Raw genomic sequence first — 22204 nt, 5'->3', positions numbered from 1 at the left:
AAACCGTCAGGTCGTCAATACCGCATGCGCCAGCCACTGGCGCAAGTGCGCGGCCAGGTCGAATGCCGGGTCCAGCTCGAACGCCGCATCGAGCGCGGCGCCAAACGTCTGCCCCTGCTGCAAGGCCAGCAAGGCTGCATGCGCGGCCACATCCAGTACCAGCAACTGCGCTTTCCAGCGCGTCCTGCATACCAGCGCCCAGCCGGCCGATTGCATCTCTTGCGGAAACCTTCTCTCCCCATCATCATCCTGATGCGCTTGCCACAGGGCCGCCACTTGCCAGTCGGAGGCCAGCAAAACGCAAGTGGGATGCAAGGTAAAACGCCGCGCTTCCAGCTGATCGGGATGCAAGGCGGCCAGCGCCTCGGGCGCCAGTGCCTGCGCATCGGCCGCGTAATGGGCCAGGTGCAGGGCCCATTCCAGGCGCGCCATGTCCGGCAGGTAGGGCAACTCGGCCACGGGCGGGAAAGCAGCCAGAAAATCGGCGAAACGGGCGCCAAACTGGTTCAAATCGGCGCTATCGGCTGGCATCTGCCGGCCATACGCGCGCGCCAGGCCGCCAAAGAAATCCTCGCCCACCAGCGCCAGCACGACGGGATACGCGTGGCCCAGGGTACGGCGCCAGGTGGCGCTCAGGTTGCCGCGGTACAGCGCGAAACGCTGGGACACCGCTTCTCCCGCGAACAATGGCAATGTTGCCGCAGTGTCGAGCAAGGCTATGGCAAACGCCTGCTGGCCAGCCGCCAGCGCATCGGCAGGAGCGACAGAAACGACGGGCGGCGCCGCCAACACCGTTCCCTGCCATGGCGTTTGCGGCGCATGGCGCGCCAGCATGGCTTGCGCCTTGTCCGACTCTCCCAGCAGGATATCGAGCGGCGGCAAATCCGTATCCCATTCGACGAGGGTGGGAATGGCGCCAAAGCGCTGCAAGGCGGCCGCATATAAATCCCAGACGGGATCGGCCACGGCGGCGCCATGGTGGTCGATCACGGCGTGCGGCGTCAGCAGATGGCCGCCCAGGTGCAGTTCGCCCACGCTGCCCGGCGCGATGGCTTGCATCGCAAGCATGGCGTCCTCGCCGTGGTTGCACTGGTTCACATACAGATTATTGATATCGAGCAGCAGCCCGCAGCCGCTGCGGCGCGCCAGTTCGGCCAGGAATTGCGCCTCGCTCATGGCATCGTCGGCAAAGCGCAGGCAAGTGGAGACATTCTCCAGCAAGATCGGCCTTTTCAGCACATCCTGCACCCGCCCTACCCTTGCGCACAGTAAATCGAGGGCAGCGCCATTCAAGGCCAGCGGCAACAGATCGTTGAGTTGCTGCCGCGCCACGGCGCCCCAGCTCAGGTGCTCCGACACGAGGGCCGGTTCGATACGCTCGACCACGGCGCGCACGCGCTGTAAATGGCTCTCGGAAAAGCCGCGCGCGGATCCCAGGCCGAGACCCACCCCATGCAGGCTGATGGGGTAATCCTGGCGCAGAGTCTGCAGCACATGATTATCCCAGCCCGACGGCTGCAGATAATTTTCAGTGTGCACTTCCAGCCAGCCGACCTTGGGCCGGCGCGCCAGAAAGTCGCGGTAGTGCGCGGCGCGCAGGCCGACGCCGGCAAGCGCCTGGATGGGCGGCGGCATGGGCAGGCGGCGGACGCTTACGGCTGCGTGGCAGGTTTTGCCGCCTTGCCGGCCTTGATGGGTTTGACGGAGCCGCCCGCCTGTTCGCACGTACCCTTGGCTACATACGCCCATTCCGTGGGCAAGTTGTCCGCCTCCGCCTGGCCCGCGCAGGAATGCGCGCCGTCGGACGAAGCACAATCGTTCTGCCCCGCCTTGGCCACGCCGTAACACTTTTCCTTGTCGCCAGGGGCGGGACCATCGTGCGCGGCCGCATTGACGGAAGTACCGGCACAGAGGCCCGCGAGGGCGGCGGCGATGAGAGCTTGACGTTTATTCATGGGGATTCCTCTTGCATGAGTCAATGTAATCGATAAGTGGGAGGTGGGCACGCCCCGGGCTGCGCCATAAGCAACACGAAGTGATGGACGTCATTCTACTGAATCGGCCGAGTCATGGCGAACGGAGACGGAAGAAAGGCAAAAGACAGACAAAAACGCCCACTCGCCACCGTCGATGACAATGGTGTGGGCGTTTCTATGGCGAGCGCCAGACTGGCGCCGCGGGACCGCGCTCAGGCAGTCGTGTTGATGCGGTTACCGAGGTGAGCCGGCAGACTCGGCGCCGACTGTACCGGTGGCAACGCTGCCAGCAAGGCGGTGGCGGTCGAGCTTTGGATATCCTGGGCTTTTTTCAGGACAGTCAAGCCGACGGCTTGCCGCGTGCCTGTCTCCGCCATCGTGGTTGACAGTTGAGCAATGCTTCCGACGTCCATACGTTTCTCCAATGAGGTTCTACTCTTGTTAACGGATGCCGCAGGCAAACCTTTAGCTTATTTTTCCAGCTTATTTTCCAACTGCAGCAGCAACCAGGCCAGCACGTGCTCACGCGCATTCAAGTCCAGCCATTGCACGCCCTCGCGCAAGTCGGCCGGCGCAGGGCTGTCGGAGGCGACGGCGATCACATGCGGGTCATGCGGATACAGGGGCGCCTGCCCTACTTCCGGACGGAACACTTCCAGCTTGGGAATGGGGTCCGTCTTGAAACCCTCGACCAGGGTCAGGTCTGCCGGCCCCATGCGGGCCAATTGCTGCGCCAGGCTCGGTTCCGGCGCGCCGCGCAGCTCATGCACAATGGCGAAACGATACGGCGACGCCACCAGCACCTCCGCCGCCCCTGCCATGCGCAGGCGGGCGCTGTCTTTTTGCGGCGGTTCCAGGGCCAGGTCATGGTGGCTGTGCTTGACCAGGTTGACGCGCAAGCCGCGCGCCGCCAGTTCCTTCACCACAAATTCCAGCAGGGTCGTCTTGCCGCTACCGGAACGGCCGATCACACCGAGTACCGGGTGTGGGGGCATCGCATCGTGCATGGTCACTCCTTGATTGAGAAGGAATGATTATACGCAGCCCCACGGGCGCGACCGCCGGCGCAGACCCAGCGCATCGTCCAGCTCTTCACCCAGGTCAGGCGACTCCAGGTTTTTCGCCATTCCCGGCGGCAAAGGGCGCCGGCTTGCCGCCCTTCCGACGACGCCGGCCCGACGACTTCGGCGCTGCAGCGCCCGCCGTTTTACCCGCAGCCTTACCTGCTGTTTTGCCATTGGGCGCCTGTGCATTCCTGGCCGTGCGCGCCAATTGCCGGTGGGCGGCGATCGCACCCGCCTCGGCATCGGACTGGAAGGGGACGGCGGCAGCGGCGGCCAGCTCGCCATCAGGCTGGCAAGCGGGCGCCGGCGGGATGAAATCCTGCGCCCGCACATCGGCCTCCCAGGCGGCGCGCTGCGCCACGGCGGCGGCGGGCACGGCCGGCGCCGCGCGGGCTTGCGCCAGGGTCAGCACGGCGCCCAGGCCGCTGGCGGCCGCCACGCGCGCGCCCATCTGGGGCAAGCCGCCGTCGGCGGCGCGGCAAAAGCGCTGCAGGATGGTTTTGATGATCGACGTGTGATCGTATACCTCGTGGCTGACGCTGCCCGGCGCGATCAGCGGCGACACCAGCAGCATGGGCACGCGTACGCCGTACTGGCGAAACGCAGGGTCGTCGTCGATGGCGGGACCAGGCGGCACATGGTCGAAAAAGCCGCCGTGTTCGTCATAACTGAGGATCAGCAAGGTGCGCGCCCAGGCGGGGCCGCGCGACAGGGCCTGGTAGACCTGCGCCACCAGCGCCTGGCCGGCGCGGATGTCGGCCGGCGGGTGGTCGTCGTTTTCAAAGAAATGCGGATCGATCCAGCTGACCGAGGGCAAGGCGCCGGCCAGCGCATCGCCGATGAAGCCATAGCGGCGCGCGCTCGAACCGAACGGTTCGTACAGCTCGGACGAGCGGTAATGGTCGTCCGTCAAGGCCAGGCTCCAGGGCTTCCAAGCGGAATAAAATTTCCAGCTGACCTGGGCGCGGTCCAGGTGGCGCACGAAGGATTTGTTCGTGTACAGGGGCACGCGCTTGCTGTCGCGGCTGCCGGCCGCCTTGCCGCTGATCGCATACAGGCGGTTGGGCCAGGTGGCGCCAGGAACGGAGCTGTAGCAGCGGTCGCAGACGCAGAACTGCTGCGCCAGGAAATCGTACATGGGCAAGTCGGCCCCATTGTAATAGCCCATTACCAGGTCAATATCGGGGTCGCCCGGATGCGTTTGCGCATAGTCGTCGACAAAGCCGCCATTATTGTTTTGCAATTGCTGCGCCACCGACGTGCCCGTATGCGACGGATCCTGCTGCGGGCCGAAGGCCGTGCGCCGCAAATGGTGCACGGGATAGCGCACGCCCGCATGCACGTTGGCATGGCCGGCCTGCAAGCCGTCGATGTCGGTGCGCCCGCCTTCCAGGCTCAGGTAGCCGAGCATGTGGTCGAAAGAACGGTTTTCCATCATCAGCACGACAATATGGTCGATGCGCGCCAGGTTTTCCAGCGCGCTCGCATCAACAACACCCTCGCCAGCAGCTGCGGCAGCAATCATCGGACCTCCCCGGCCGCGCACACGGGCGCAGCGACCCTGGTTCGACCAGGCCAGGCCAGTATGGTTCAGCTATGGGGGCCCGGCCTTGATGCACAACAACTCAATATGGCACGCGGTAGCGGTAGCCCTTGAAACTGAAGATGGCCGCTTTCGGCTGCAGTTTTTCCAGCACCAGGCCGGGCGCCAGTTCCTCGCCTTCGTGGCGCAAGACCTTGTCGATCAGTAAGAGGCGGTCAGCCGGATTCTTCGAATAGATATAGCCGCCGATGGCGACCGGGGGAATTTGCCGCTGTATCGGCTCGGGCAAGTCGCGCATGCCGGGCACCGTCTCTTCGGCCGCCGGCGCGGGGGCAGGCGCTGCAGGCGCCGGGACCATGACGGGCGGCGGCGCGGCCTGGCCAGGCGTTTCCTGCTTCGGTTCCGGCACGGGCCTGGCGTGGTGCACGGGCGCAGCGGTGGCGGCCAGTGGCGCGGATGGGGCCGGCGTGACGACGGGCGCCGGAGCCGGAGCCGGCACGGTCGCCGCAGCTGGCTGCGCGGCTGGCACGGCTATGGGTGCGGGCACCGGCGCGGGCACGGCCTGGGCCAGCACGGCTGGGACAACAGCAGCGGCCGCAGGCGCAGCCGTGCCTGCCTGCCAGGGCTGCCAGAACAGCAGGGCGGCGGCCGCGGCCACCGTCACGCCGCCCAACGCCAGCCAGACAGGCGCCTGCCGTCCAGTGCCGGACGCGGCCGCATCGTGCAGCTGCACTTGCGGTGCGTGGATCGAGGGCAACTCGCCCAGTTGGCGCTCGGCCTGCGATTTTTTCAGTGCTTCAAGTATGTAGGACATCTTATTTCCCCGCCACCATCGCCGTCGCGGCGGGCGCCGCCACGGCAGGAGCCGCGCTGCTCAGGCGCGGCTCCGCATTGTCACCCAGCTGCATCAGGCGTATATACGTTTTCGGGCCCGCCAGGCCATCGGCCCGCAGGTTCTGGCTTTGCTGGAAGGCGCGCAGCTGGCCTTGCATCTCGGCATCGAGCGGCAGATTGGCGGCCGGCGCCGGCAAGCCCCGCTGTTGCGCCAGCCGCTGCGCCAGCCAATCCACGTCGGCGCCGCGCGCGCCCAGCGGCACTTCGTCGCGCCAGCTGCGCGGAGCGCGCCAGAAGGTGGTAAAACTGCCATCGCTGCGCTGCGCCAGCTGGGCCAACGGCAGGCTTTGCTGTTTGCCATCAAGCATCAGCGTGGCGGTATCATCCTGCAGATGCGTCAACAGCGCCAGCTGTTCCGTGCCACCCGCATCGCGCAAGGCCAGCATGGCGGGACGGTCCAGCACGCGCAGCTCGGCGATGCCCCCCCGGCTGTGCAGGCAGCGCAGGCCAGCACGGGCGCCCGCCTGACAGGCGTCGCCGGCCGGCAACGGCTCGCCCCACAGGCTGGCCAGCTGGCGCAGCACGGCGTTGCGGTCCGGCACGCTGACGGGCACGGGCGCGGGAACACTTGCCGCAGCGGGTACCGCGGGCGCCACCACGACGGGCACTGTCGCCACAGCCACTGTGGCCGGCGCGCGTGGCATGAAATGCCAGGCCAGCGCAGCCGTGACCACGGCCCCGGCCAGCACGCCGCCGGCCACGTGCGGCCAGCGCAAGCCCCGTCCGGCAGCCGGCTTGCCCTCTTCCGCAAACACTTCCTCGGCGGCACGGCGCAATATCTGGCGCGTCACCTGCGGCTGGTTTTCCACGTAGGCGCCCAACAGCGCGCGGTCGCACAGCAGGTTGATGCGGCGCGGCACGCCGTGGCTCATGGCGTGAATTTGCGCCATCAAACGGGGCGCGAACGGCGTTTGCGCCGTGCTGCCCGCCACAGCCAGGCGGTGGCGGATATAACTGGCCGTTTCCTCGGCCGTCAGCGAACCCAGGTGATAACGGGCAATCACGCGCTGCGCCAACTGTTCGAGTTCCGGCCGGGCCAGCATGGCGCGCAATTCCGGCTGGCCGATGAGGATGATCTGCAGCAACTTGCGTTCGCTCGTCTCCAGGTTCGTCAGCAAACGCAGCTGCTCGAGCACGGCGGCGGACAGGTTTTGCGCTTCGTCAATGATCAGCACATTATTCTTGCCCTGCGCGTGGCTGGCCAGCAGGTGCGCATTGATGGCGTCGACATAGCCTTTCACGCTGGCCACGCCGGGCGCCAGGGCGACATGAAATTCTTCGCAGATCGAATGCAGCAATTCCTCGACGGACAGTTTCGGATTGAAGATATACGCGAGCTGGCAGTTTTCCGGAATCTGCTCCATGAAGCAGCGGCACACGGTGGTCTTGCCGGCGCCAATTTCTCCCGTCAGCAGCACGAAGCCGCCGCCGTTGCCCACGCCATACAGCAGATGCGCCAGCGCTTCGCGGTGGCGTTCGCTCATGAACAGGTAGCGCGGATCGGGGGCGATCGAAAATGGCGATTGCTTGAGCTGGAAATAATGCGTGTACATGGAGACCCTGCGGATGAAACAATCAAAATGCGCGGCGGCAAGCCGAACCCCTCAGCGGGTGCGGGCGGGCGGCAACGGCTTGTATTTGGCGCAATAGACTTTCGCCTTGCTACGGAAGTAGACGATTTTACTGCCAGGCATTGAACCACGGACAGGAAAGGCGGAATTGTCGAGTTTATTGAAGCGCAGGCCCGAGACGCCGCGGATGGCCGGCTCCAGCTTTTCCGGCGTCGAGTCAGCCACCACGCCCATGAAGACGAGGGGACTGGTGTCGTCGCTGACGATCACGTCGGTAATCGGCGCCCCCCACAAGGTGGCGTCCGTGCGGAACCAGTAGGCACCCCCTTCATGCTTGTAGGCGGGGCCGAAGGCGGTCAGCAAATACGCATAAAAAGCCTTGTTGTCGATCTGATCGATGCACAGCACGGCATTGCCCACCACCTGCCCGAACGTGGACGGCGGCGGCTTTTGCTGCGCCAGCACGGCGGACACGGGCACGCCGCAGGCCAGCAGGGCGAACGCCGCCAGCAGGGCCGGCGCACGCCACGGGCGCGTCAATGAACGGCGCACGCGCATGATCAGCGCTTGCGCTCTTCTTTCTTGACCTTCTTGGCTTCTTTCTTTTCCTTCATGGTCTTGGCCGGTTCTTTCTTGGCTTCTTTCTTGCTGTCCTGTGCCTTGCTCATCATCTACTCCATGCCTGGGCGGAAATGCCTGGGCCATTATGACACTCCCCCATGAAAATGCCACGTCATTTCCCCTATGCAATAGATAGACCGCACCCGGCAAGCACAGGCAACGCATGCACTTATTTGCAAAAAGACGTTTGCATTTTTGTTTTATTATGTTTTAATACACGAAATTTATAAATAGATATCATTTCGGTGCACTATAAGCAACGCCGGAAAATATACAAACTGGGGACAGGACATGGGCCGGCACACGGCGGGACCATGTGTAATCGATTTACAGCCCTCGGCGGAAATAAACAATATGATGAGAACAATGATCTTGCTGGGCGCGGCCCTGTCGCTCTGGGCCGCTGGAAGCACGCATGCGGCGGGCACGCCGCCGGTTCAGACGGCCACCTATCAGGCGACACCCCCCACCCTGACCACGCGCCTGGCCAGTTTCCAGTCGCAAGACGCCGGCCTGCGCGTCCCCGCTTCGCATGAACCGGGCACACATTCGCTGCTGCTGGTCACCATCGTGCTGCTGAGCCTGCGCATGCGCGCCAGAGCCACCACCAGCAGCGAAAAATTCAGTAACTGACGTAAGAACGGCCGCGCAAGGCGGCCGTTCCCGTCACGCGTCAGCGCACGATCAGTGCAGGCACAGACGGCGGCGCGTCTTTTCGATCAGCGCCGCATCGTAGGGATACAGGTTCTCGATAAAGAACAATTCCGTTTCCGCCTCGTCTTCCAGGCACATTTCGATCATGACCGGACCATCGCTTTCGCGGCCCAGGAAATCCTTCGGCCAGCGGTTCTTGCGGTGCGTGCGCATCATTTCCATGCCCAGCGCAGCCAGCGGCGCCGACACGCCAGCGGCCAGCGCCTCTTGCTGCCAGTCGTCCCAGTACTCGCTCTTTGCTGCCTTGTCGTTCATCGTGCTCTTCCAACTCAGGTGTAAAAGGCGGACTTTACTCTTCATGGCGCCCCTTGCCAAGCATGCGCGGAAGCAACACTACCGCGCGCGGCGCAGACCACTCGCGAAAAATTGGCATTAAACAAGGCCAATTTCAATACCATTCACGATACATAAAAATTCCTTTAATAACAATCACTTGCAATCACACGCTTGGGCATGACGCGCCCGCGCGCAACGCATTTATTAATACCACTTAAATACCTGTTGACAAGCCATCGGGGCGACAATATAGTGCCTTCAGCTTTTTCGCCGCCCGACAAATAAAAGAACCGAGACAGGCGCAATCAACCAAACGCGGGACTGCACAACATGATCGAATACATAATCGGCGTCGACGGCGGGGGCAGCGGTACCCGCGTACGCCTGGCGCGCCTCGACGGCCAGGAGCTGGCGCAGGGACAAAGCGGCCCCTCCGGCCTGGGACTGGGCATCGACCGGGCCTGGACCTCCGTGGCGCACGCCGTCACCCTGGCCTTCCGTACTGCCGGCCTGGAACAGCCCTCCTTGCAGCGCATGGCCATCGGCCTGGGCCTGGCCGGCGTGCACAACAAGCAGTGGGCCGCCAGCTTCGTCGAACACAATCCCGGCTATGCCGCCGTCGCCCTGGAATCGGATGCCCTGACCACCCTGCTGGGCGCGCATGCGGGCCAGCCGGGCGCCATCGTTGCCATCGGCACCGGCAGCGTGGGCGAAGTGCTGCACGCGGACGGCAGCCGCCATGAAGTGGGCGGCTGGGGCTTCCCTTCCGGCGACGAGGCGGGCGGCGCCTGGATCGGCATGCGCGCCATCAACCATGCGCAGCAAGTGGTTGACGGCCGCGTGCCCGGCAGCGCCTTCGCCACGGCCGTCATCGACGCCTGCGGCGGCCAGCGCGACGCCATGCAGGTGTGGCTGGCCGCCGCCAGCCAGACCAATTTCGCGCAACTGGCGCGCCTGGTGCTCGAACACGCGGCCAGCAATGCCATGGCGCGCACCATCCTGGTCGATGCGGGCCAGCAGATCGCCCTCATCGCCAGGGCGCTCGACCCGGCCGGCGCCTTGCCCGTGGCCCTGTGCGGCGGCCTGGCGGCGCCCCTGTCGGGCTACCTGCCGGCGGAACTGTTGCAACTGGTCGTGCCGGCACAGGGCGACTCGGCCGCAGGCGGCCTGCGCCTGATACGCAAGCACTTGCAGGAGCAATGACCATGCTGGCCAAACTGTCCGCCTTCAAACCGAATCCCGCCAGCGACACGCCGCTCTACATGCAGCTGGCGAACATGCTGTCGGACGGCATCGCCAGCGGCGACTGGCGCGCCAACCAGGCCTTGCCTTCCGAGCGCGTGTTGTCGGATATCCTCGAGATTTCGCGCGTCACGGCGCGCAAGGCCATCGACATGCTGTGCGACCGGGGCATGCTGACGCGCAAGCGCGGCTCGGGCACCTACATCACGCCCAAGCTGGAGCAACCGCTGTCGCGCCTGACAAGCTTTTCGGAAGAATTGCGCCAGCGGGGGTTTACGGCCGGCTCGCGCTGGCTGCAGCGCGACATCGGCTCGGCCGCGCCGCTGGAACTGCTGTCGCTGGGACTGTCGCCGCACATGCCGGTGGCGCGCCTGCGCCGCCTGCGCACGGCCGACGAAGTGGTGATGGCGATCGAGACAACCACCATCCCCGCGCTGTACATGCCGGACCCGCAGCAGGTGACGGACTCGCTGTACGGCTACCTGGAGTCGCGCGGCACCATCCCGATGCGCGCGCTGCAGCATATCCGCGCCGTCAACGCCACGGCGGAACAGGCCAAGCTGGCCAATATCAAGACGGGTGAAGCCATGCTGCACATCACCCGTGTCAGTTATCTCGACAACGGCGCAGCGGTGGAACTGACCCACTCGTATTGCCGCAGTGATTATTATGAATTCGTAGCGGAGTCGCGCAGATGAGCAGCACTATCAAAGGCAATATCCTTACCCCCGGCGGCTGGATCCACGGCGCCATCGCCTTCGGCGAAAAAGTCGACAGCATCACCGGTGATTCCGTCCACCCGTCGGCCAACAACGACGACTATATTCTGCCCGGCTTCATCGACCTGCACGTGCATGGCGGCGCCGGCAAGGACATCATGGAAGGCGGCGAGGCCGTCTACACCATCGCGGCCATCCACGCGCGCCACGGCACCACCAGCCTGCTGGCCACCACCATGACGGCGCCGCCGGAAGACATCGACATGGCCTTGACGGCCATCGGCATCGCCGCCAACAACCGCCGCCCGAACACGGCGCGCGTGCTGGGCGCCCACCTGGAAGGCCCGTACATCAATTCCGGCAAGCTCGGGGCGCAGCCGAACTACGCGCGCGCCGCCACGCTGGCCGAAATCGAGCGCCTGCAAACCCTGGCCAAGCTGCGCGTCATCACCGTGGCGCCGGAAATCGCCGGCCACCTGGAACTGGTGCGCGCCCTGGCCGACGCCGGCGTGCGCGTGCAGATCGGCCACACGCTCGGCTCCTATGAAGACGGCGTGGCCGCGCTGGAACACGGCGCCATGGGTTTTACGCATTTGTTCAACGCCATGAGCGGCCTGCATCACCGCGAGCCGGGCATGGTCGGCGCCGCCCTGGCGCACGCCGAATATGCGGAACTGATCCCCGACCTGCTGCACGTGCATCCGGGCGCCATCAAGGTGGCCCTGCGCGCCATCCCGCGCCTGTACTGCGTCACCGATTCGACCGCCGCCACCGGCATGCCGGACGGCGAATACATGCTGGGCCGCCACGCCGTGCAGAAATGCATGGGCGGCGTGCGCCTGCCCGACGGCACGCTGGCGGGCAGCACCCTGACCCTGGACCAGGCGCTGCGCAACCTGGTGGGACTGGGACTGGACCTGGCCGACGCGTCCAAGCGCGTGTCGACCAACGCCGCCGATTACCTGGGCCTGGAAGAACGCGGCCGGCTGGCCCCCGGCACTTACGCCGATCTGGTGGTACTCGATCGCGATCTCAAACTCAAAGCTGTGTATATAGAAGGAGAAATCTGTGACCTCAATGATGCTTAAAGAAGCCGTTTCCGCCGCCGAATGCGTCGCCCTGCAACTGGCCAGCGACACGGAACGCTACGCGGAACTGGGCCGCAAATTGAGGAGCACCTCGTTCTCGACCGCGCTGACCATCGCGCGCGGCAGCTCCGACCACGCCTGCAACTATGTCGCCTACCTGATCATGGCGCGCCTGGGCCGTGTCGTCGCATCCTTGCCGATGTCGCTGGTAACCCTGAACAAATCGCCGCTGGTGACGCGCGACACGCTGGCCATCTCGATCTCGCAATCGGGCCAGAGCCCGGACGTGGTCGAACCGATCCGCTACTTCCGCGACGGCGGCGCCACCACCGTGGCCCTCGTCAATGACATCGATTCGCCGCTGGCGCACGCCGCCGAATGGGCCATGCCCCTGCGCGCCGGCAAGGAGCAAAGCGTCGCCGCGACGAAAAGCTTCATCACCAGCCTGGTCGCCGGCGCGCGCATGGTGGCCCAGTGGCAGAACGCCCCCGAACTGCAGGCGGGCCTGGAAGCGCTGCCCGAGGCACTGCTCGAAGCGGCCCGCGCCGACTGGTCGCCGGCGATCGACGTGCTGGCCCCGGCGCGCAACATCATGGTCGTGGGACGCGGCATCAGCTTCCCCGTGGCGCTGGAGTCGGCCTTGAAATTCAAGGAAACCTCGGCCCTGCAGGCGGAAGCCTTCAGCGGCGCCGAAATCAAGCACGGTCCGATGGCCCTGATCGAAGACGGCTACCCGCTGCTCATTTTCGCCACGCGCGGCCCGACCCAGGCCGGCCTGCTGCAGCTGGCAACCGAGATGCGCGGCCGCGGCGCCAAGGTCTTGCTGGCGGCGCCCGCCGACGTGGCCGAACGCGACCTGACCCTGCCCGTGGCGGCCACGCCGGACCTCGACCCGATCGTCGCCATCCAGTCCTTCTACGTGATGGCGGCAAAACTGTCGGCCGCGCGCGGCATGGACCCGGATGCGCCGCGTCACCTGAGCAAGGTAACAAAAACAAACTAGGTACTCCCCGGCAGCTTCGTCCCCGGCACGGGACGCGGCTGCCGTCAGCAGCACGAATATAAGCGACGGCAAGGGCATGTACCCGCGCCGCGGACTCATGGACATTGGAGCCCCGCGCTCCAGGATAAAAATGACGATCAAGAGACTGTTGGCGGTTGTTGCCTGCGCGGGCCTGCTCGCGCCACAGGCATGGGCTGCCGAGAAAATCGAATTCTGGACCTTCAGCATGAAGCCCAAGTTCACGCCGTATTTCAATGCGGTGGTGGCGCGCTATGAGGCGCAGAATCCCGACGTCAGGATCGAATGGATCGACTTCCCGTGGGACGTCATCCAGACCAAGCTGGTCACGCGCATCGTGGCCGGCACGCCGCCCGCGCTGGTGAGCCTGAACGTGCCCTGGGCCGACGAATTTGCGCGCGACGGCTTGCTCACACCCGTCGATGGCCTGATCCAGGAAACGCGCGCCAGCTACATTCCCAGCGCCCTGGACGACTTGCGCTTCAAGGGCCGCACCTACGGTTTCCCCATGTACAGCAATGTCGCGGTGATCGCCTTCAATACCGCTATCTTCAAACAGGCGGGCCTCACGCGCGGCCCCGCCAGCCTCGATGAACAGCTGGCGTTCGCGCGCCAGATCGCGCAACGCACGGGCAAGGCCGGCATCGCTCCCGCGCTGTCGAAAATCGACGGCCTGTTCATGCAGCAGGGCCTGGCCGTCATCGCGGACAACCGCGCCGTCTTCAATTCGCCGCAGCACGTGGCGCTGGTGCAGAAGCTGGCCGACACCTACAAGCTCGGCGGTCTGCTGAAGGAAAGCCTGTTCGCCGAAGATAACTTCCCGGCCGTCATCGACGCCTACAAGGGCGGCCGCCTGGGCATGCTGCTGGCGCCGCCGACGGCCATGCAGCGCATCCGCGGCGACGCGCAGGACATCTACGCCATCACCGACGTGGCTCCCGCGCCGCTGGGCCCCACCGGCATCGCCGACGGCGGCTGGCTCGTGCACTTCGCCATCCCGAAAGGCATACCGCCGCGCCAGCTGCCCTCAGTCGGCAAGTTCGCGCGCTTCCTGACGAACGATGAAAACCAGCTGGCGTTCGCGCGCCAGGCCAGCGTCTTCCCCACCACGATCAAGGCGGCGGCCGACCCGTTCTTCCTGTCCACGCCGCGCAACGCGGGCGCGGCCGAAAAGGCCGTGGCCGCAGGCGCCCTGTCGATGGGCCACTCGCGCACGCTGTACGTAGCCGGCATCGACGACTACGACGAATTGCGCCGCTCGCTGGTAAAAGCCGTCGAGGCGGGCGTGACGGGCAAGCAGGACGTGAAACAGGCGCTGGACCAGGCCGTCGCCATCTGGAACCGCAAGCTGGCCACCCTGCCGCGCCACTGAGGACATGATGAAACTCGCCCACCGCCATACCGTGCAAGCCTGGCTGTTCCTCGCCCCCGCCCTGCTGCTGCTGGCCGCCTTTTCCTTCTGGCCCGTCGGCTACGGCTCCGTGCTGGCGTTTACCGACTACAGCCTGATACGCGAGACGCGCTTCGTCGGCCTCGACAACTTCCGCTACATTTTCAACAACGAGATGTTCGTCTCGGGCCTGAAGAATTCGCTGATGTTTTTGCTGATGGTGCCTTTCGTGCAGGTGGGCGCCATCACCCTGGCCGTGCTGGTGAACAACCGCCTGCCCGGCATCCGTTTGTTCCGCGCCGCCTTCTACGTGCCCGTCGTGACCACCGTCTCCGTCGTCGGCATCATGTGGGGCTTCATGTTCCATGAACAGGGCGCGCTGAACTACGTGATGATGACCCTGCAACTCGTGAACGCGCCTGTGGGCTGGCTGACGAACGACAGCCTGGCCCTGTTTGCCGTGATGTTCGTCACCCTGTGGCGCGGCCTGGGCTGGTACATGGTGATGTATCTGGCGGCGCTGCAAGCTATCCCGTCGGACATGCAGGAAGCGGCCATGCTCGATGGCGCCAACCGCTGGCAGCGCTTCTGGAAGATCACCGTGCCGATGCTGCGCCCCACCATCATGCTGTGCTCCATCCTGTCCGTGCTGGCGGCCCTGAAGGCGTACCAGGAAGTCGACGTGCTGACGCAGGGCGGGCCGATGAATTCCACCTTCACGGCGCTGTACTACGCCTACGACCAGGGTCTCAAGCACCTGAAGCTGCCGCGCGCGCTGGCGGCCAGCTTCGTCGTCTCGCTGTTCTGCATCGGCATCGCGCTGCTCTGCCTGCGCTATCTGAAACCGAAGCACCGCTGACCATGACAAGCCGCTCCCGCCCCCTGAAAACGCGCCTGCCCATACTGGGCCACTACGCCGTGCTGTGCGCGATCGCCGTCGTCTGCGTCTTCCCGTTCTGGTGGACCCTGGTGACGGCCATTTCCACGCAAGGCAATATCTTCGCCTTCCCGCCCACCTTCTGGCCGAAGGCGCCGTCCTTCGACAACTTCATTGCAGTGTTCCAGGCCATCCCGATCTGGTCGTTCTTCAAGAACTCGGTGCTGATCGCCGTGTTGACCGTGTTCTGGAAACTGCTGCTGTGTGCACTGGCCGCGTATCCGCTGGCGCGCCTGAAATTCCGTGGCCGCAAACTCGTGTTCGGCCTGATCCTGGCCACCCTGGTGCTGCCGTCCGAGGTCAACTTCCTCGTCAACTTCATCACCATCACGCAAATGAGCCTGGTCGACACCTACACGGGCGTGATCCTGCCCAACGTGGTGACGGCGGTGGCCATCCTGCTGCTCAAGCAGGCGTTCGAGGAAGTGCCGCAAGACCTGATCGACGCGGCGCGTGTCGATGGCGCGTCCGAGTGGGTGATCTTCAGCCGCATCATGCTGCCGCTGATTACGCCATGGCTGGCCACCGTCGGCATCCTGACGGCCGTCGAATCGTGGAATGAATACATCTGGCCTTCCATCGTCATGAGCAAGCCCGATGAATTCCCCCTGTCGGTGGGCGTGCTGTACTTGCGCGGCACCTTCGGCAGCAGCACGCGCGTGATCGCGGCCGGCACCCTGATCACCATCGTGCCGACCCTGCTCGCCTTCCTGTTTACCCAACGCTTCTTCATGCGCGGCATGGACGGCGCAGTCAAATGAAAACGTCTCTCGATAAGGAAGCCTCCATGCACGACCAGCGCATCAGCACCAGCAAACGCAGCCCGATCACCTGGGTGCCCACCTTGTACTTCGCCCAGGGCTTGCCGTTCTACGCGGTGGCCCTGGTGGCCGGCCTGATGTTCAAGAGCATGGGCGTGCCGAACGACCAGATCGCCCGCTGGACGGGCCTGATCGGCTTTGCCTGGGTCTTCAAGTCGCTATGGAGCCCCTTCCTGGAACTGGCGTCGAGCAAGAAGACCATGGTGGTGCTGTTCCAGTTCGCCGGTGGCCTGAGCCTGGGCCTGATCGCGCTGGCGCTGCAAACGCCGCTGTGGTTCGCCGCCTGCATCGCCGTGCTGTTCGTCGCCGCGCTGGCCTCGTCCACGCACGACATCGTCTGCGACGGCCTGTATATCGCCAGCCTGTCGGACAAGCAGCAGGCGGCCTACGCAGGCTGGCAAGGCGCCTTCTTCAACGCCGGCAAATTCATCTCGCTGGGCGGCCTGGTGATCCTGGCCGGCTACCTGGAGAAAAAAATCGGCATCCAGCCCGCCTGGTCGGTGATCTTCCTGATCATCGGCGCCATGATGCTGTCGCTGGCCGCCTACCACCTGTGGGCGCTGCCGCAGGTGCGCAATGCGGCCGTCGCCGACAAGAGCGTGGCCGGCATCAGCCGCACGCTGTGGGACGTGCTGGTGGACTTCCTGAAAAAACCCGGCATCTGGGGCATGATCGCCTTCATCATCCTGTTCCGCGCGGGCGAGGCGCAAGTGCAGACCATCGGCCCGCTGTTCCTGCGCGAAGCGCGCGAACTGGGCGGCCTGGGCCTGTCGACGACGGAAGTGGGCGCCGTGTACGGCACGGCCGGCACCGTCGCCTTCCTTCTGGGCAGCATCGGCGGCGGCTACTTCACATCGTGGCTGGGTCTGAAGCGCGCCATGTTCTTCCTGATCCTGGCCATGAACTTGCCGAACCTGGTGTTTTACTACCTGAGCCACAGCATGCCGACCGACCTGACCCTGATCACGGCCGCGCTCAGCGTGGAGATGTTCGGCTATGGCTTCGGCTTCGTCGGCCTGATCCTGTTCATGATGCAGGTGGTCTCCGTCGGCAAGTACCAGACGGCCCACTATGCGTTCGCCACCGGCGTGATGCAGCTGGGCTTCGTGCTGTTCAAGATGATCAGCGGCGACATCCAGACGGCGCTCGGCTACAAGACCTTTTTCCTGTGGGTGCTGGTGTCGGCCGTGCCCGTATTGATCCTGTCGCGCTTCATGCGCATCGGACCAAAGGCCCCCTCCGACCAGGCTGACGCCGGCGCCACGTCCGCGCCGGCCAGCGCCAGCTAGGAATCGCACAACCCATGGCACACATCGTTTTAAAGAATATCGTCAAGCTGTACGACGACAAGCACCCGGTCATCCACGGCATCGACCTCGATATCCGCGACGGCGAATTCGTCGTCTTCGTGGGGCCGTCCGGCTGCGGCAAATCGACCCTGCTGCGCATGATCGCGGGCCTGGAAGACATCACGGACGGCGAGCTGCATATCGGCGGCAAGCTGGCCAACGATATCGCGCCGGCCGAACGGGGCCTGGCCATGGTCTTCCAGAGCTACGCCCTGTATCCGCACATGACAGTGTACGAGAACATGGCCTTCGCCCTCTCCCTCGCCGGACATAAAAAGGCCGAGGTGCGCGCCGCCGTCGAGCGCGCGGCCGACATCCTGCAGATCACGCCACTGTTGCAACGCAAGCCGAAAGACCTGTCCGGCGGCCAGCGCCAGCGCGTGGCCATCGGCCGCGCCATCGTGCGCAAGCCACAGGTGTTCCTGTTCGACGAACCGCTGTCAAACCTCGACGCCTCGCTGCGCGTGCAGATGCGCGTGGAGATTTCGCGCCTGCACCAGGAACTCAAGACGACCATGATCTACGTCACACACGACCAGGTCGAGGCGATGACCCTGGGCGAGCGCATCGTCGTCTTCAACGGCGGGCGCATCGAGCAGGTGGGCAGCCCGCACGCGCTGTACAACAATCCCGGCAACCTGTTCGTGGCCGGCTTCCTCGGCGCGCCAAGGATGAACTTCATCGCTTGCGAGGCTGCCGCGGCAAGCCCCGGCTCGGTGGCCGTGCGCCTGCCCGGCGGCGCCGTGATCGACGTCGAAGCGCAGGGCGCGAGCGTGGCGCCGGGCGACCCGCTGACCCTGGGCGTGCGCGCCGAGCATGTCAGCCTGCAGCACGGGGAAACGGCGGGCGGCAACGTCGTCGACGCCACCGTCAGCCATGTCGAATACCTGGGCGACGTGGCCATCGTTTACGCCGGCATGCGGGGCGTGACCGAGATGCTGGCCGTCAAGTTGCCGGCCGAGGAGGGCTTGCGCCAGGCGGGCGACGCCCTGCGCCTGCATCTGCCGCCGCAGCGCTGCCTGCTGTTCGATGCCAAAGGGCAAGCCCTGGCGCGCACGTTTGGCGCTCCAGCCCAGCCGTTTATGTGACAATAGCCGTTGTTTACCATGCTGCCGCCCTTTGACTTGTGCGGTCAGGATGGCAGAATACGTGTTTTTTTAAGATTCCCTGCCTCCGGCAAATGCCGCCGCACACTGTTGCGGCTGCCAGTACCGGAGCGTATTTTTGTTATTGATTGAAGGATAACCCATGTCCCAATTCCGTCTTGCCCGTCTTAGCCTGCTCCTGGCCGCCATCGGCCTCAATGTCCTGCCAGCCCTGTCGCACGCGCAGGATGCCAAGCCGGCTGCCGCTGCCGGTGCGCCTGCCGCCGCGCCGGCTGATACGGTGCGCCCTGAAGTGTTCAAGCTGCTCGATCCGGTCGCCGTGAAGGCGTCGATGGATGCGAAAAACTACGCCGACGTGCAAAGCCGCATCGACCAGGCTGCCGCCATTCCCGCTCTGACGCCGTATGAAACGTTCGTGCTGAACCGCCTGCGCGTGGCGCTGGCGTCGACCACCAACAATGCGCCGATGGCCATGACGGCACTGGAAGCGGTCATCGAATCGGGCAAGCTGGACAAGAAAGCCCAGGGCGACTTCATCCAGGCGCTGGCCAATTACCACTACAACGCCAAGGATTACCCGAACGCCATCAAGTGGTTCACCCGTTACCAAACGGAAACAGGCGACGTGACCACCATGCGCCCGTACATCATCCGCGCCTACTACTTCAGCAATGATTTCGCGCGCGCGAAACAGGAACTGATGGCAGACCTGACGGCCAAGCAGCAAGCGGGCAAGACGCCGACCATCGAAGAACTGCAGTTGCTGGCCAATACGGGGTCGAAAAGCAAGGACCCGGCCACCTACCTGGTCGCCATGGAAAACCTGGTGCGCTACTACCCGTCGGATGACTACTGGAGCGATTTGCTGAGCCGCACGCAAGGCAAGGCCGGCTATTCCGACCGCTTCGCGCTCGACGTGCTGCGCCTGCAATTCAAGGCCGTGGGCACCATGCCGCCGCAAGATTACAGCGACATGGCTGAAATCGCCTTGCAGAATGCCTTCCCGACGGAAGCGAAAAAAGTGCTCGACGCGGGCTTTGCCAAAGGCGTGCTGGGCACGGGCGCGAATGCCGCCAAGCACAAGAAACTGCGCGACCAGGCCAACAAGGCTGCCGCCGACGATGCGAAAAACATCGCCAGCGGCGAAGCGTCGGCCATGAAGAGCAAGGATGGCACGGGCTTGATCAACCTCGGCTACGCCTTCGTGACGATGGACCAGTTCGACAAAGGTATCGACCTGATCCAGAAAGGCATCGCCAAGGGCGGCCTGAAGCGTCCAGAAGACGCCAAGCTGCGCCTCGGTTATTCCTACGCCATGGCCGGCAAGAAAGATGACGCCATCAAGGTCCTGGAAACCGTCAAGGGCGGCGACGGCGTGGGCGATCTGGCCCGCTACTGGATCCTGTGGCTGAACCGTCCTGCCACGGCAACGGCGGCACCGGCAGCAGCGGCACAGTAATTCCCGCTCGCGCCAGCATGCGCAAGGCAGTTCCCGGTTCACGCCGGGGCTGCTTTTTTTTCGACCTTTGCCCTCCTTCCATGCCGCCAGCCACTGTCGCCACCGCCGCCGACCGATTGACCAGCCTGGACGCGTTCCGCGGCTGCGTGATCGTCGTCATGATCTGGGTCAACTACCTGGCCGGCATGCCAGCCATCCCCCACTGGCTCGAACACGCGGGGCCCCGCGCCGATGGCATCACCCTGCCCGACCTGGTCTTTCCCGGCTTCCTGTTCATGGTCGGCATGGCCATACCGCTGGCCTTGCAGCGCCATTGCGGCCACGTCACGCCCGCCCTGCTGGGACGATTGCTGTGGCGCTCCGCCAGCCTGATGCTGGCCGGCGTGGTACTGGCGAACGCCTACCGCTACGATGCGCAGGCGGCGCCGCTGCCGCACGCCATCTACTTCCTGCTGTTTTACGTGGCCATGATCCTGCTGTGGCGCCAGGACGCGGGCAAGCTGGAACTGGCCGTGGGCGGCGCGCTGATGCTGTTCCTGCTGGCGACGTTTCGCGGGGAACTGAACACCGAGTTTTCCAGTGCCTGGCTGCAACCGTCGTGGTGGGGCATCCTCGGCATGATAGGCTGGTCCTACCTGCTGTGCAGCCTGCTGTACCTGGCATGCGGGGGCAGCGGCACGGCCCTGATGGGCATGTTTGCCCTGCTGCTCGTGCTGTACATGGGCGGCACGGCCGGCAGCCTCGATTTCCTGCCGGCAGGCGTGAACGCCATCGTCAACGTGCCGCAGGTGCTCGGTTCGACGGCGGCCAATGTGCTGGCCGGCACCCTGGTGGGCCAGTTGTTCCTGCGCGGCGCCGCCCTGAGCCATGGACAGCGCATCCGCTTCATGGCGTGGTTCGCGCTGGGCATGTTCGCGGCCGGCCTGCTGCTGCGGCCGTATCACCACATTAACAAGATCGCGGCGACGGAATCCTACACGCTCGTGTGCAGCGCCCTCATCCTGGCTCTGTTCCTGATGTTTTACATCGTCATCGACGTGTGGCGCTGGCGCGCCTGGGCGTTAATGCTCTTGCCGGCCGGCACCAATGCCCTGTTCGCCTACATCGTGCCCGACCTGTGGCAGCAGCTGGCGGCCGTGCTGCACCTGCCGCCCTTCTGGTGGCCGTATCTGGCAACGGGCGGCGCGGCCGGCCTGTGGAATGCCGCCGCCGTCACCGCCCTGATGCTGCTGTTCACCGCCCTGGCCACGCGGTACGGGCTGAAACTGAAGTTCTAGACTTTGATATAAATCTTGCGCTTGTCCATGGCGTAGGCGATCAGCCAGCACAGCAGCATGAAGCCGACGGCAAACAGCAGCGAACCCACGCGCGCCGGCGCCCAGCCCGTAAACCACTGCTGGTACAGCCACTGGTACAGGTTGCCGCCGCCGATGCGCACGGTAAACGCGATGATCACCAGCACTTCCGACACCAGGTAGATGAACAGGGTGTTCTTGCCGAAGACTTCAAAGAAGTAGGTCCAGCCCGTGATCTTGCGCACGTCGATGACGAACATCAGCAGCGCCAGCAGCAGCAAGTCCAGGCCGATGCCGAGCATCGCGTAAGAGCTGGTCCACAGCTTCTTGTTAATCGGGAACACTGCATTCCAGCACAGGGCCACGGCCACGCACATGACGCCGGCCACGGCCAGCCGAAGCAGGCTGGCACGCAGCCGCACCGGCGCCGCCTGGCGCACAAAGCTGCCTGCCAGGTAGCCCGCAATCACATTGACGATGGCCGGCAAGGTGCCGAGCACGCCTTCCGGATCGAAGGCGACGCCTTCGCCGTGGTACAAATGGCTGTCGCCCAACAGGAACAAATCGAGTTTGGCCGGCGCGTTGCCGTGCAGACTGTAGTCGCCAAAGCATGTCAGGATGGCCCAGTAGCCGAGCAAGGCGCAGGCGCTGAAGACCAGCGCGCCCCGCGTCTCCCAGTAATGCAGGATCAGGACGGCGGCCAGGTAGCACACGGCGATGCGCTGCAACACGCCGGGAATGCGCGTGTGCGACAGCGGCGACCAGGCGAACTGGCCCGCGTCGTCGATCTTGAAGAAGGGGAACCAGTACAGCAGAAAGCCCAGTAAAAAGATCAGCGCGCTGCGCTTGCACAGCTTGGTCAGCACAGCGCCATGGCCCAGGTGCTCATATTTCCCCAGCGCAAAGGCCAGCGCATTGCCGACAACAAACAAAAAACTGGGAAAGACCAGATCCGTCAGGGTAAATCCATGCCATTCGGCATGCAGGAAAGGCGCATACACGCTGCTCCAGTCGCCCGGCGTATTGACGACGATCATCAGGGCGACGGTCAGGCCGCGCAGGACGTCGAGGGCGAGGTAGCGCTGAGGTGCAATAGTCATGTCAAACAGTTCCAAAAG

Annotated in this window: 22 protein-coding genes; 12 read left to right on the top strand and 10 right to left on the bottom strand. The window is 64.8% G+C overall.

Annotated elements, in window-relative coordinates:
• Positions 1 to 6 precede the first annotated feature (6 nt).
• From bufB to ACQ4W4_RS14425, 8 genes are all read right to left on the bottom strand, one after another.
• On the bottom strand, positions 7 to 1635 hold the full coding sequence (bufB, locus tag ACQ4W4_RS14460) for an MNIO family bufferin maturase (protein ID WP_436542587.1): 1629 nt from the start codon (positions 1633 to 1635) through the stop codon (positions 7 to 9).
• A 17-nt stretch (positions 1636 to 1652) separates the two neighbouring features.
• Positions 1653 to 1955: a BufA1 family periplasmic bufferin-type metallophore gene (locus ACQ4W4_RS14455; protein ID WP_070313700.1), complete on the bottom strand. Its 303-nt coding sequence runs from the start codon at positions 1953 to 1955 to the stop codon at positions 1653 to 1655.
• Positions 1956 to 2188: 233 nt separating this feature from the next.
• The gene (locus ACQ4W4_RS14450; RefSeq protein ID WP_034781856.1) at positions 2189 to 2389 is read right to left on the bottom strand and encodes a YjfB family protein; all 201 of its coding nucleotides are present in this window, start codon (positions 2387 to 2389) and stop codon (positions 2189 to 2191) included.
• 57 nt (positions 2390 to 2446) lie between these two features.
• Positions 2447 to 2983: a molybdopterin-guanine dinucleotide biosynthesis protein B gene (gene mobB / locus ACQ4W4_RS14445; protein ID WP_436542586.1), complete on the bottom strand. Its 537-nt coding sequence runs from the start codon at positions 2981 to 2983 to the stop codon at positions 2447 to 2449.
• A 94-nt stretch (positions 2984 to 3077) separates the two neighbouring features.
• Positions 3078 to 4565, bottom strand: a complete 1488-nt coding sequence (locus ACQ4W4_RS14440; RefSeq protein WP_436542585.1) for an alkaline phosphatase family protein — start codon at positions 4563 to 4565, stop codon at positions 3078 to 3080.
• Between the two features lie 100 nt (positions 4566 to 4665).
• Positions 4666 to 5397 (bottom strand): general secretion pathway protein GspB, encoded by a 732-nt coding sequence (locus ACQ4W4_RS14435; protein ID WP_436542584.1) that lies wholly within the window; start codon positions 5395 to 5397, stop codon positions 4666 to 4668.
• Between the two features lies 1 nt (position 5398).
• A complete protein-coding gene (locus ACQ4W4_RS14430; protein WP_436542583.1) occupies positions 5399 to 7030 on the bottom strand; it encodes an ExeA family protein in 1632 nt (543 codons plus the stop codon).
• 51 nt (positions 7031 to 7081) lie between these two features.
• Positions 7082 to 7606, bottom strand: a complete 525-nt coding sequence (locus ACQ4W4_RS14425) for a hypothetical protein (RefSeq protein WP_436542582.1) — start codon at positions 7604 to 7606, stop codon at positions 7082 to 7084.
• A gap of 417 nt (positions 7607 to 8023) precedes the next feature.
• On the opposite strand from ACQ4W4_RS14425, the gene ACQ4W4_RS14420 reads away from it, so the two are divergent.
• The gene (locus ACQ4W4_RS14420) at positions 8024 to 8302 is read left to right on the top strand and encodes a hypothetical protein (protein WP_436542581.1); all 279 of its coding nucleotides are present in this window, start codon (positions 8024 to 8026) and stop codon (positions 8300 to 8302) included.
• Positions 8303 to 8353: 51 nt separating this feature from the next.
• Here the strand turns inward: ACQ4W4_RS14420 and ACQ4W4_RS14415 are convergent, their stop codons facing one another.
• A complete protein-coding gene (locus ACQ4W4_RS14415; protein WP_170846475.1) occupies positions 8354 to 8638 on the bottom strand; it encodes a hypothetical protein in 285 nt (94 codons plus the stop codon).
• A gap of 351 nt (positions 8639 to 8989) precedes the next feature.
• Between ACQ4W4_RS14415 and ACQ4W4_RS14410 the strand changes: the two genes are divergently transcribed.
• From ACQ4W4_RS14410 to ACQ4W4_RS14360, 11 genes are all read left to right on the top strand, one after another.
• Positions 8990 to 9862, top strand: a complete 873-nt coding sequence (locus ACQ4W4_RS14410) for a glucosamine kinase nucleotide-binding domain-containing protein (protein WP_436542580.1) — start codon at positions 8990 to 8992, stop codon at positions 9860 to 9862.
• 2 nt (positions 9863 to 9864) lie between these two features.
• On the top strand, positions 9865 to 10599 hold the full coding sequence (locus ACQ4W4_RS14405; RefSeq protein ID WP_052140116.1) for a GntR family transcriptional regulator: 735 nt from the start codon (positions 9865 to 9867) through the stop codon (positions 10597 to 10599).
• Positions 10596 to 11708, top strand: a complete 1113-nt coding sequence (gene nagA / locus ACQ4W4_RS14400; RefSeq protein ID WP_436542579.1) for an N-acetylglucosamine-6-phosphate deacetylase — start codon at positions 10596 to 10598, stop codon at positions 11706 to 11708. The genes ACQ4W4_RS14405 and nagA overlap by 4 nt, the downstream gene beginning before the upstream one ends.
• Positions 11698 to 12711 (top strand): SIS domain-containing protein, encoded by a 1014-nt coding sequence (locus ACQ4W4_RS14395; RefSeq protein ID WP_436542578.1) that lies wholly within the window; start codon positions 11698 to 11700, stop codon positions 12709 to 12711. The genes nagA and ACQ4W4_RS14395 overlap by 11 nt, the downstream gene beginning before the upstream one ends.
• A gap of 130 nt (positions 12712 to 12841) precedes the next feature.
• Positions 12842 to 14101, top strand: coding sequence for an ABC transporter substrate-binding protein (locus ACQ4W4_RS14390; protein ID WP_436542577.1), 1260 nt, complete (start codon positions 12842 to 12844; stop codon positions 14099 to 14101).
• Positions 14102 to 14105: 4 nt separating this feature from the next.
• Positions 14106 to 14978 carry a carbohydrate ABC transporter permease gene (locus ACQ4W4_RS14385; RefSeq protein WP_436542576.1) on the top strand — a complete coding sequence of 291 codons (873 nt, stop codon included), beginning with the start codon at positions 14106 to 14108 and terminating at the stop codon, positions 14976 to 14978.
• Between the two features lie 2 nt (positions 14979 to 14980).
• Positions 14981 to 15817 carry a carbohydrate ABC transporter permease gene (locus tag ACQ4W4_RS14380; protein WP_436542575.1) on the top strand — a complete coding sequence of 279 codons (837 nt, stop codon included), beginning with the start codon at positions 14981 to 14983 and terminating at the stop codon, positions 15815 to 15817.
• A gap of 26 nt (positions 15818 to 15843) precedes the next feature.
• Complete coding sequence (locus tag ACQ4W4_RS14375; protein ID WP_436542574.1) at positions 15844 to 17166, top strand: MFS transporter; 1323 nt, start codon at positions 15844 to 15846, stop codon at positions 17164 to 17166.
• Positions 17167 to 17180: 14 nt separating this feature from the next.
• A complete protein-coding gene (locus ACQ4W4_RS14370) occupies positions 17181 to 18314 on the top strand; it encodes an ABC transporter ATP-binding protein (RefSeq protein ID WP_436542573.1) in 1134 nt (377 codons plus the stop codon).
• A gap of 160 nt (positions 18315 to 18474) precedes the next feature.
• A complete protein-coding gene (locus ACQ4W4_RS14365; protein WP_436542572.1) occupies positions 18475 to 19791 on the top strand; it encodes a tetratricopeptide repeat protein in 1317 nt (438 codons plus the stop codon).
• Positions 19792 to 19871: 80 nt separating this feature from the next.
• Positions 19872 to 21068, top strand: a complete 1197-nt coding sequence (locus tag ACQ4W4_RS14360; RefSeq protein WP_436542571.1) for a DUF5009 domain-containing protein — start codon at positions 19872 to 19874, stop codon at positions 21066 to 21068.
• Here the strand turns inward: ACQ4W4_RS14360 and ACQ4W4_RS14355 are convergent.
• Entirely contained in the window at positions 21065 to 22186 is a 1122-nt protein-coding gene (locus ACQ4W4_RS14355) for an acyltransferase family protein (RefSeq protein ID WP_436542570.1), read from the bottom strand. The two genes, ACQ4W4_RS14360 and ACQ4W4_RS14355, sit on opposite strands and share 4 nt — an antisense overlap.
• Positions 22187 to 22204 lie beyond the last annotated feature (18 nt).

Origin of the sequence: Janthinobacterium glycogeni (assembly GCF_051380725.1) — a bacterium.
In the GTDB taxonomy this organism is placed as follows: Bacteria; Pseudomonadota; Gammaproteobacteria; order Burkholderiales; family Burkholderiaceae_D; genus Janthinobacterium.
This window is presented reverse-complemented; position numbering and strand designations above follow the sequence as displayed.

What these genes read in the sequence shown, in the direction of transcription:
- ACQ4W4_RS14355 (WP_436542570.1), bottom strand. Translation starts at nt 22,186, where the DNA reads ATGACTATTGCACCTCAGCGCTACCTCGCCCTCGACGTCCTGCGCGGC.
- ACQ4W4_RS14390 (WP_436542577.1), top strand. Translation starts at nt 12,842, where the DNA reads ATGACGATCAAGAGACTGTTGGCGGTTGTTGCCTGCGCGGGCCTGCTC.
- ACQ4W4_RS14370 (WP_436542573.1), top strand. Translation starts at nt 17,181, where the DNA reads ATGGCACACATCGTTTTAAAGAATATCGTCAAGCTGTACGACGACAAG.
- ACQ4W4_RS14430 (WP_436542583.1), bottom strand. Translation starts at nt 7,030, where the DNA reads ATGTACACGCATTATTTCCAGCTCAAGCAATCGCCATTTTCGATCGCC.
- ACQ4W4_RS14425 (WP_436542582.1), bottom strand. Translation starts at nt 7,606, where the DNA reads ATGCGCGTGCGCCGTTCATTGACGCGCCCGTGGCGTGCGCCGGCCCTG.
- ACQ4W4_RS14410 (WP_436542580.1), top strand. Translation starts at nt 8,990, where the DNA reads ATGATCGAATACATAATCGGCGTCGACGGCGGGGGCAGCGGTACCCGC.
- ACQ4W4_RS14380 (WP_436542575.1), top strand. Translation starts at nt 14,981, where the DNA reads ATGACAAGCCGCTCCCGCCCCCTGAAAACGCGCCTGCCCATACTGGGC.
- ACQ4W4_RS14360 (WP_436542571.1), top strand. Translation starts at nt 19,872, where the DNA reads ATGCCGCCAGCCACTGTCGCCACCGCCGCCGACCGATTGACCAGCCTG.
- ACQ4W4_RS14405 (WP_052140116.1), top strand. Translation starts at nt 9,865, where the DNA reads ATGCTGGCCAAACTGTCCGCCTTCAAACCGAATCCCGCCAGCGACACG.
- mobB (WP_436542586.1), bottom strand. Translation starts at nt 2,983, where the DNA reads ATGCACGATGCGATGCCCCCACACCCGGTACTCGGTGTGATCGGCCGT.
- ACQ4W4_RS14375 (WP_436542574.1), top strand. Translation starts at nt 15,844, where the DNA reads ATGCACGACCAGCGCATCAGCACCAGCAAACGCAGCCCGATCACCTGG.
- nagA (WP_436542579.1), top strand. Translation starts at nt 10,596, where the DNA reads ATGAGCAGCACTATCAAAGGCAATATCCTTACCCCCGGCGGCTGGATC.
- ACQ4W4_RS14415 (WP_170846475.1), bottom strand. Translation starts at nt 8,638, where the DNA reads ATGAACGACAAGGCAGCAAAGAGCGAGTACTGGGACGACTGGCAGCAA.
- ACQ4W4_RS14420 (WP_436542581.1), top strand. Translation starts at nt 8,024, where the DNA reads ATGATGAGAACAATGATCTTGCTGGGCGCGGCCCTGTCGCTCTGGGCC.
- ACQ4W4_RS14365 (WP_436542572.1), top strand. Translation starts at nt 18,475, where the DNA reads ATGTCCCAATTCCGTCTTGCCCGTCTTAGCCTGCTCCTGGCCGCCATC.
- ACQ4W4_RS14450 (WP_034781856.1), bottom strand. Translation starts at nt 2,389, where the DNA reads ATGGACGTCGGAAGCATTGCTCAACTGTCAACCACGATGGCGGAGACA.
- bufB (WP_436542587.1), bottom strand. Translation starts at nt 1,635, where the DNA reads ATGCCGCCGCCCATCCAGGCGCTTGCCGGCGTCGGCCTGCGCGCCGCG.
- ACQ4W4_RS14435 (WP_436542584.1), bottom strand. Translation starts at nt 5,397, where the DNA reads ATGTCCTACATACTTGAAGCACTGAAAAAATCGCAGGCCGAGCGCCAA.
- ACQ4W4_RS14440 (WP_436542585.1), bottom strand. Translation starts at nt 4,565, where the DNA reads ATGATTGCTGCCGCAGCTGCTGGCGAGGGTGTTGTTGATGCGAGCGCG.
- ACQ4W4_RS14455 (WP_070313700.1), bottom strand. Translation starts at nt 1,955, where the DNA reads ATGAATAAACGTCAAGCTCTCATCGCCGCCGCCCTCGCGGGCCTCTGT.
- ACQ4W4_RS14395 (WP_436542578.1), top strand. Translation starts at nt 11,698, where the DNA reads ATGATGCTTAAAGAAGCCGTTTCCGCCGCCGAATGCGTCGCCCTGCAA.
- ACQ4W4_RS14385 (WP_436542576.1), top strand. Translation starts at nt 14,106, where the DNA reads ATGATGAAACTCGCCCACCGCCATACCGTGCAAGCCTGGCTGTTCCTC.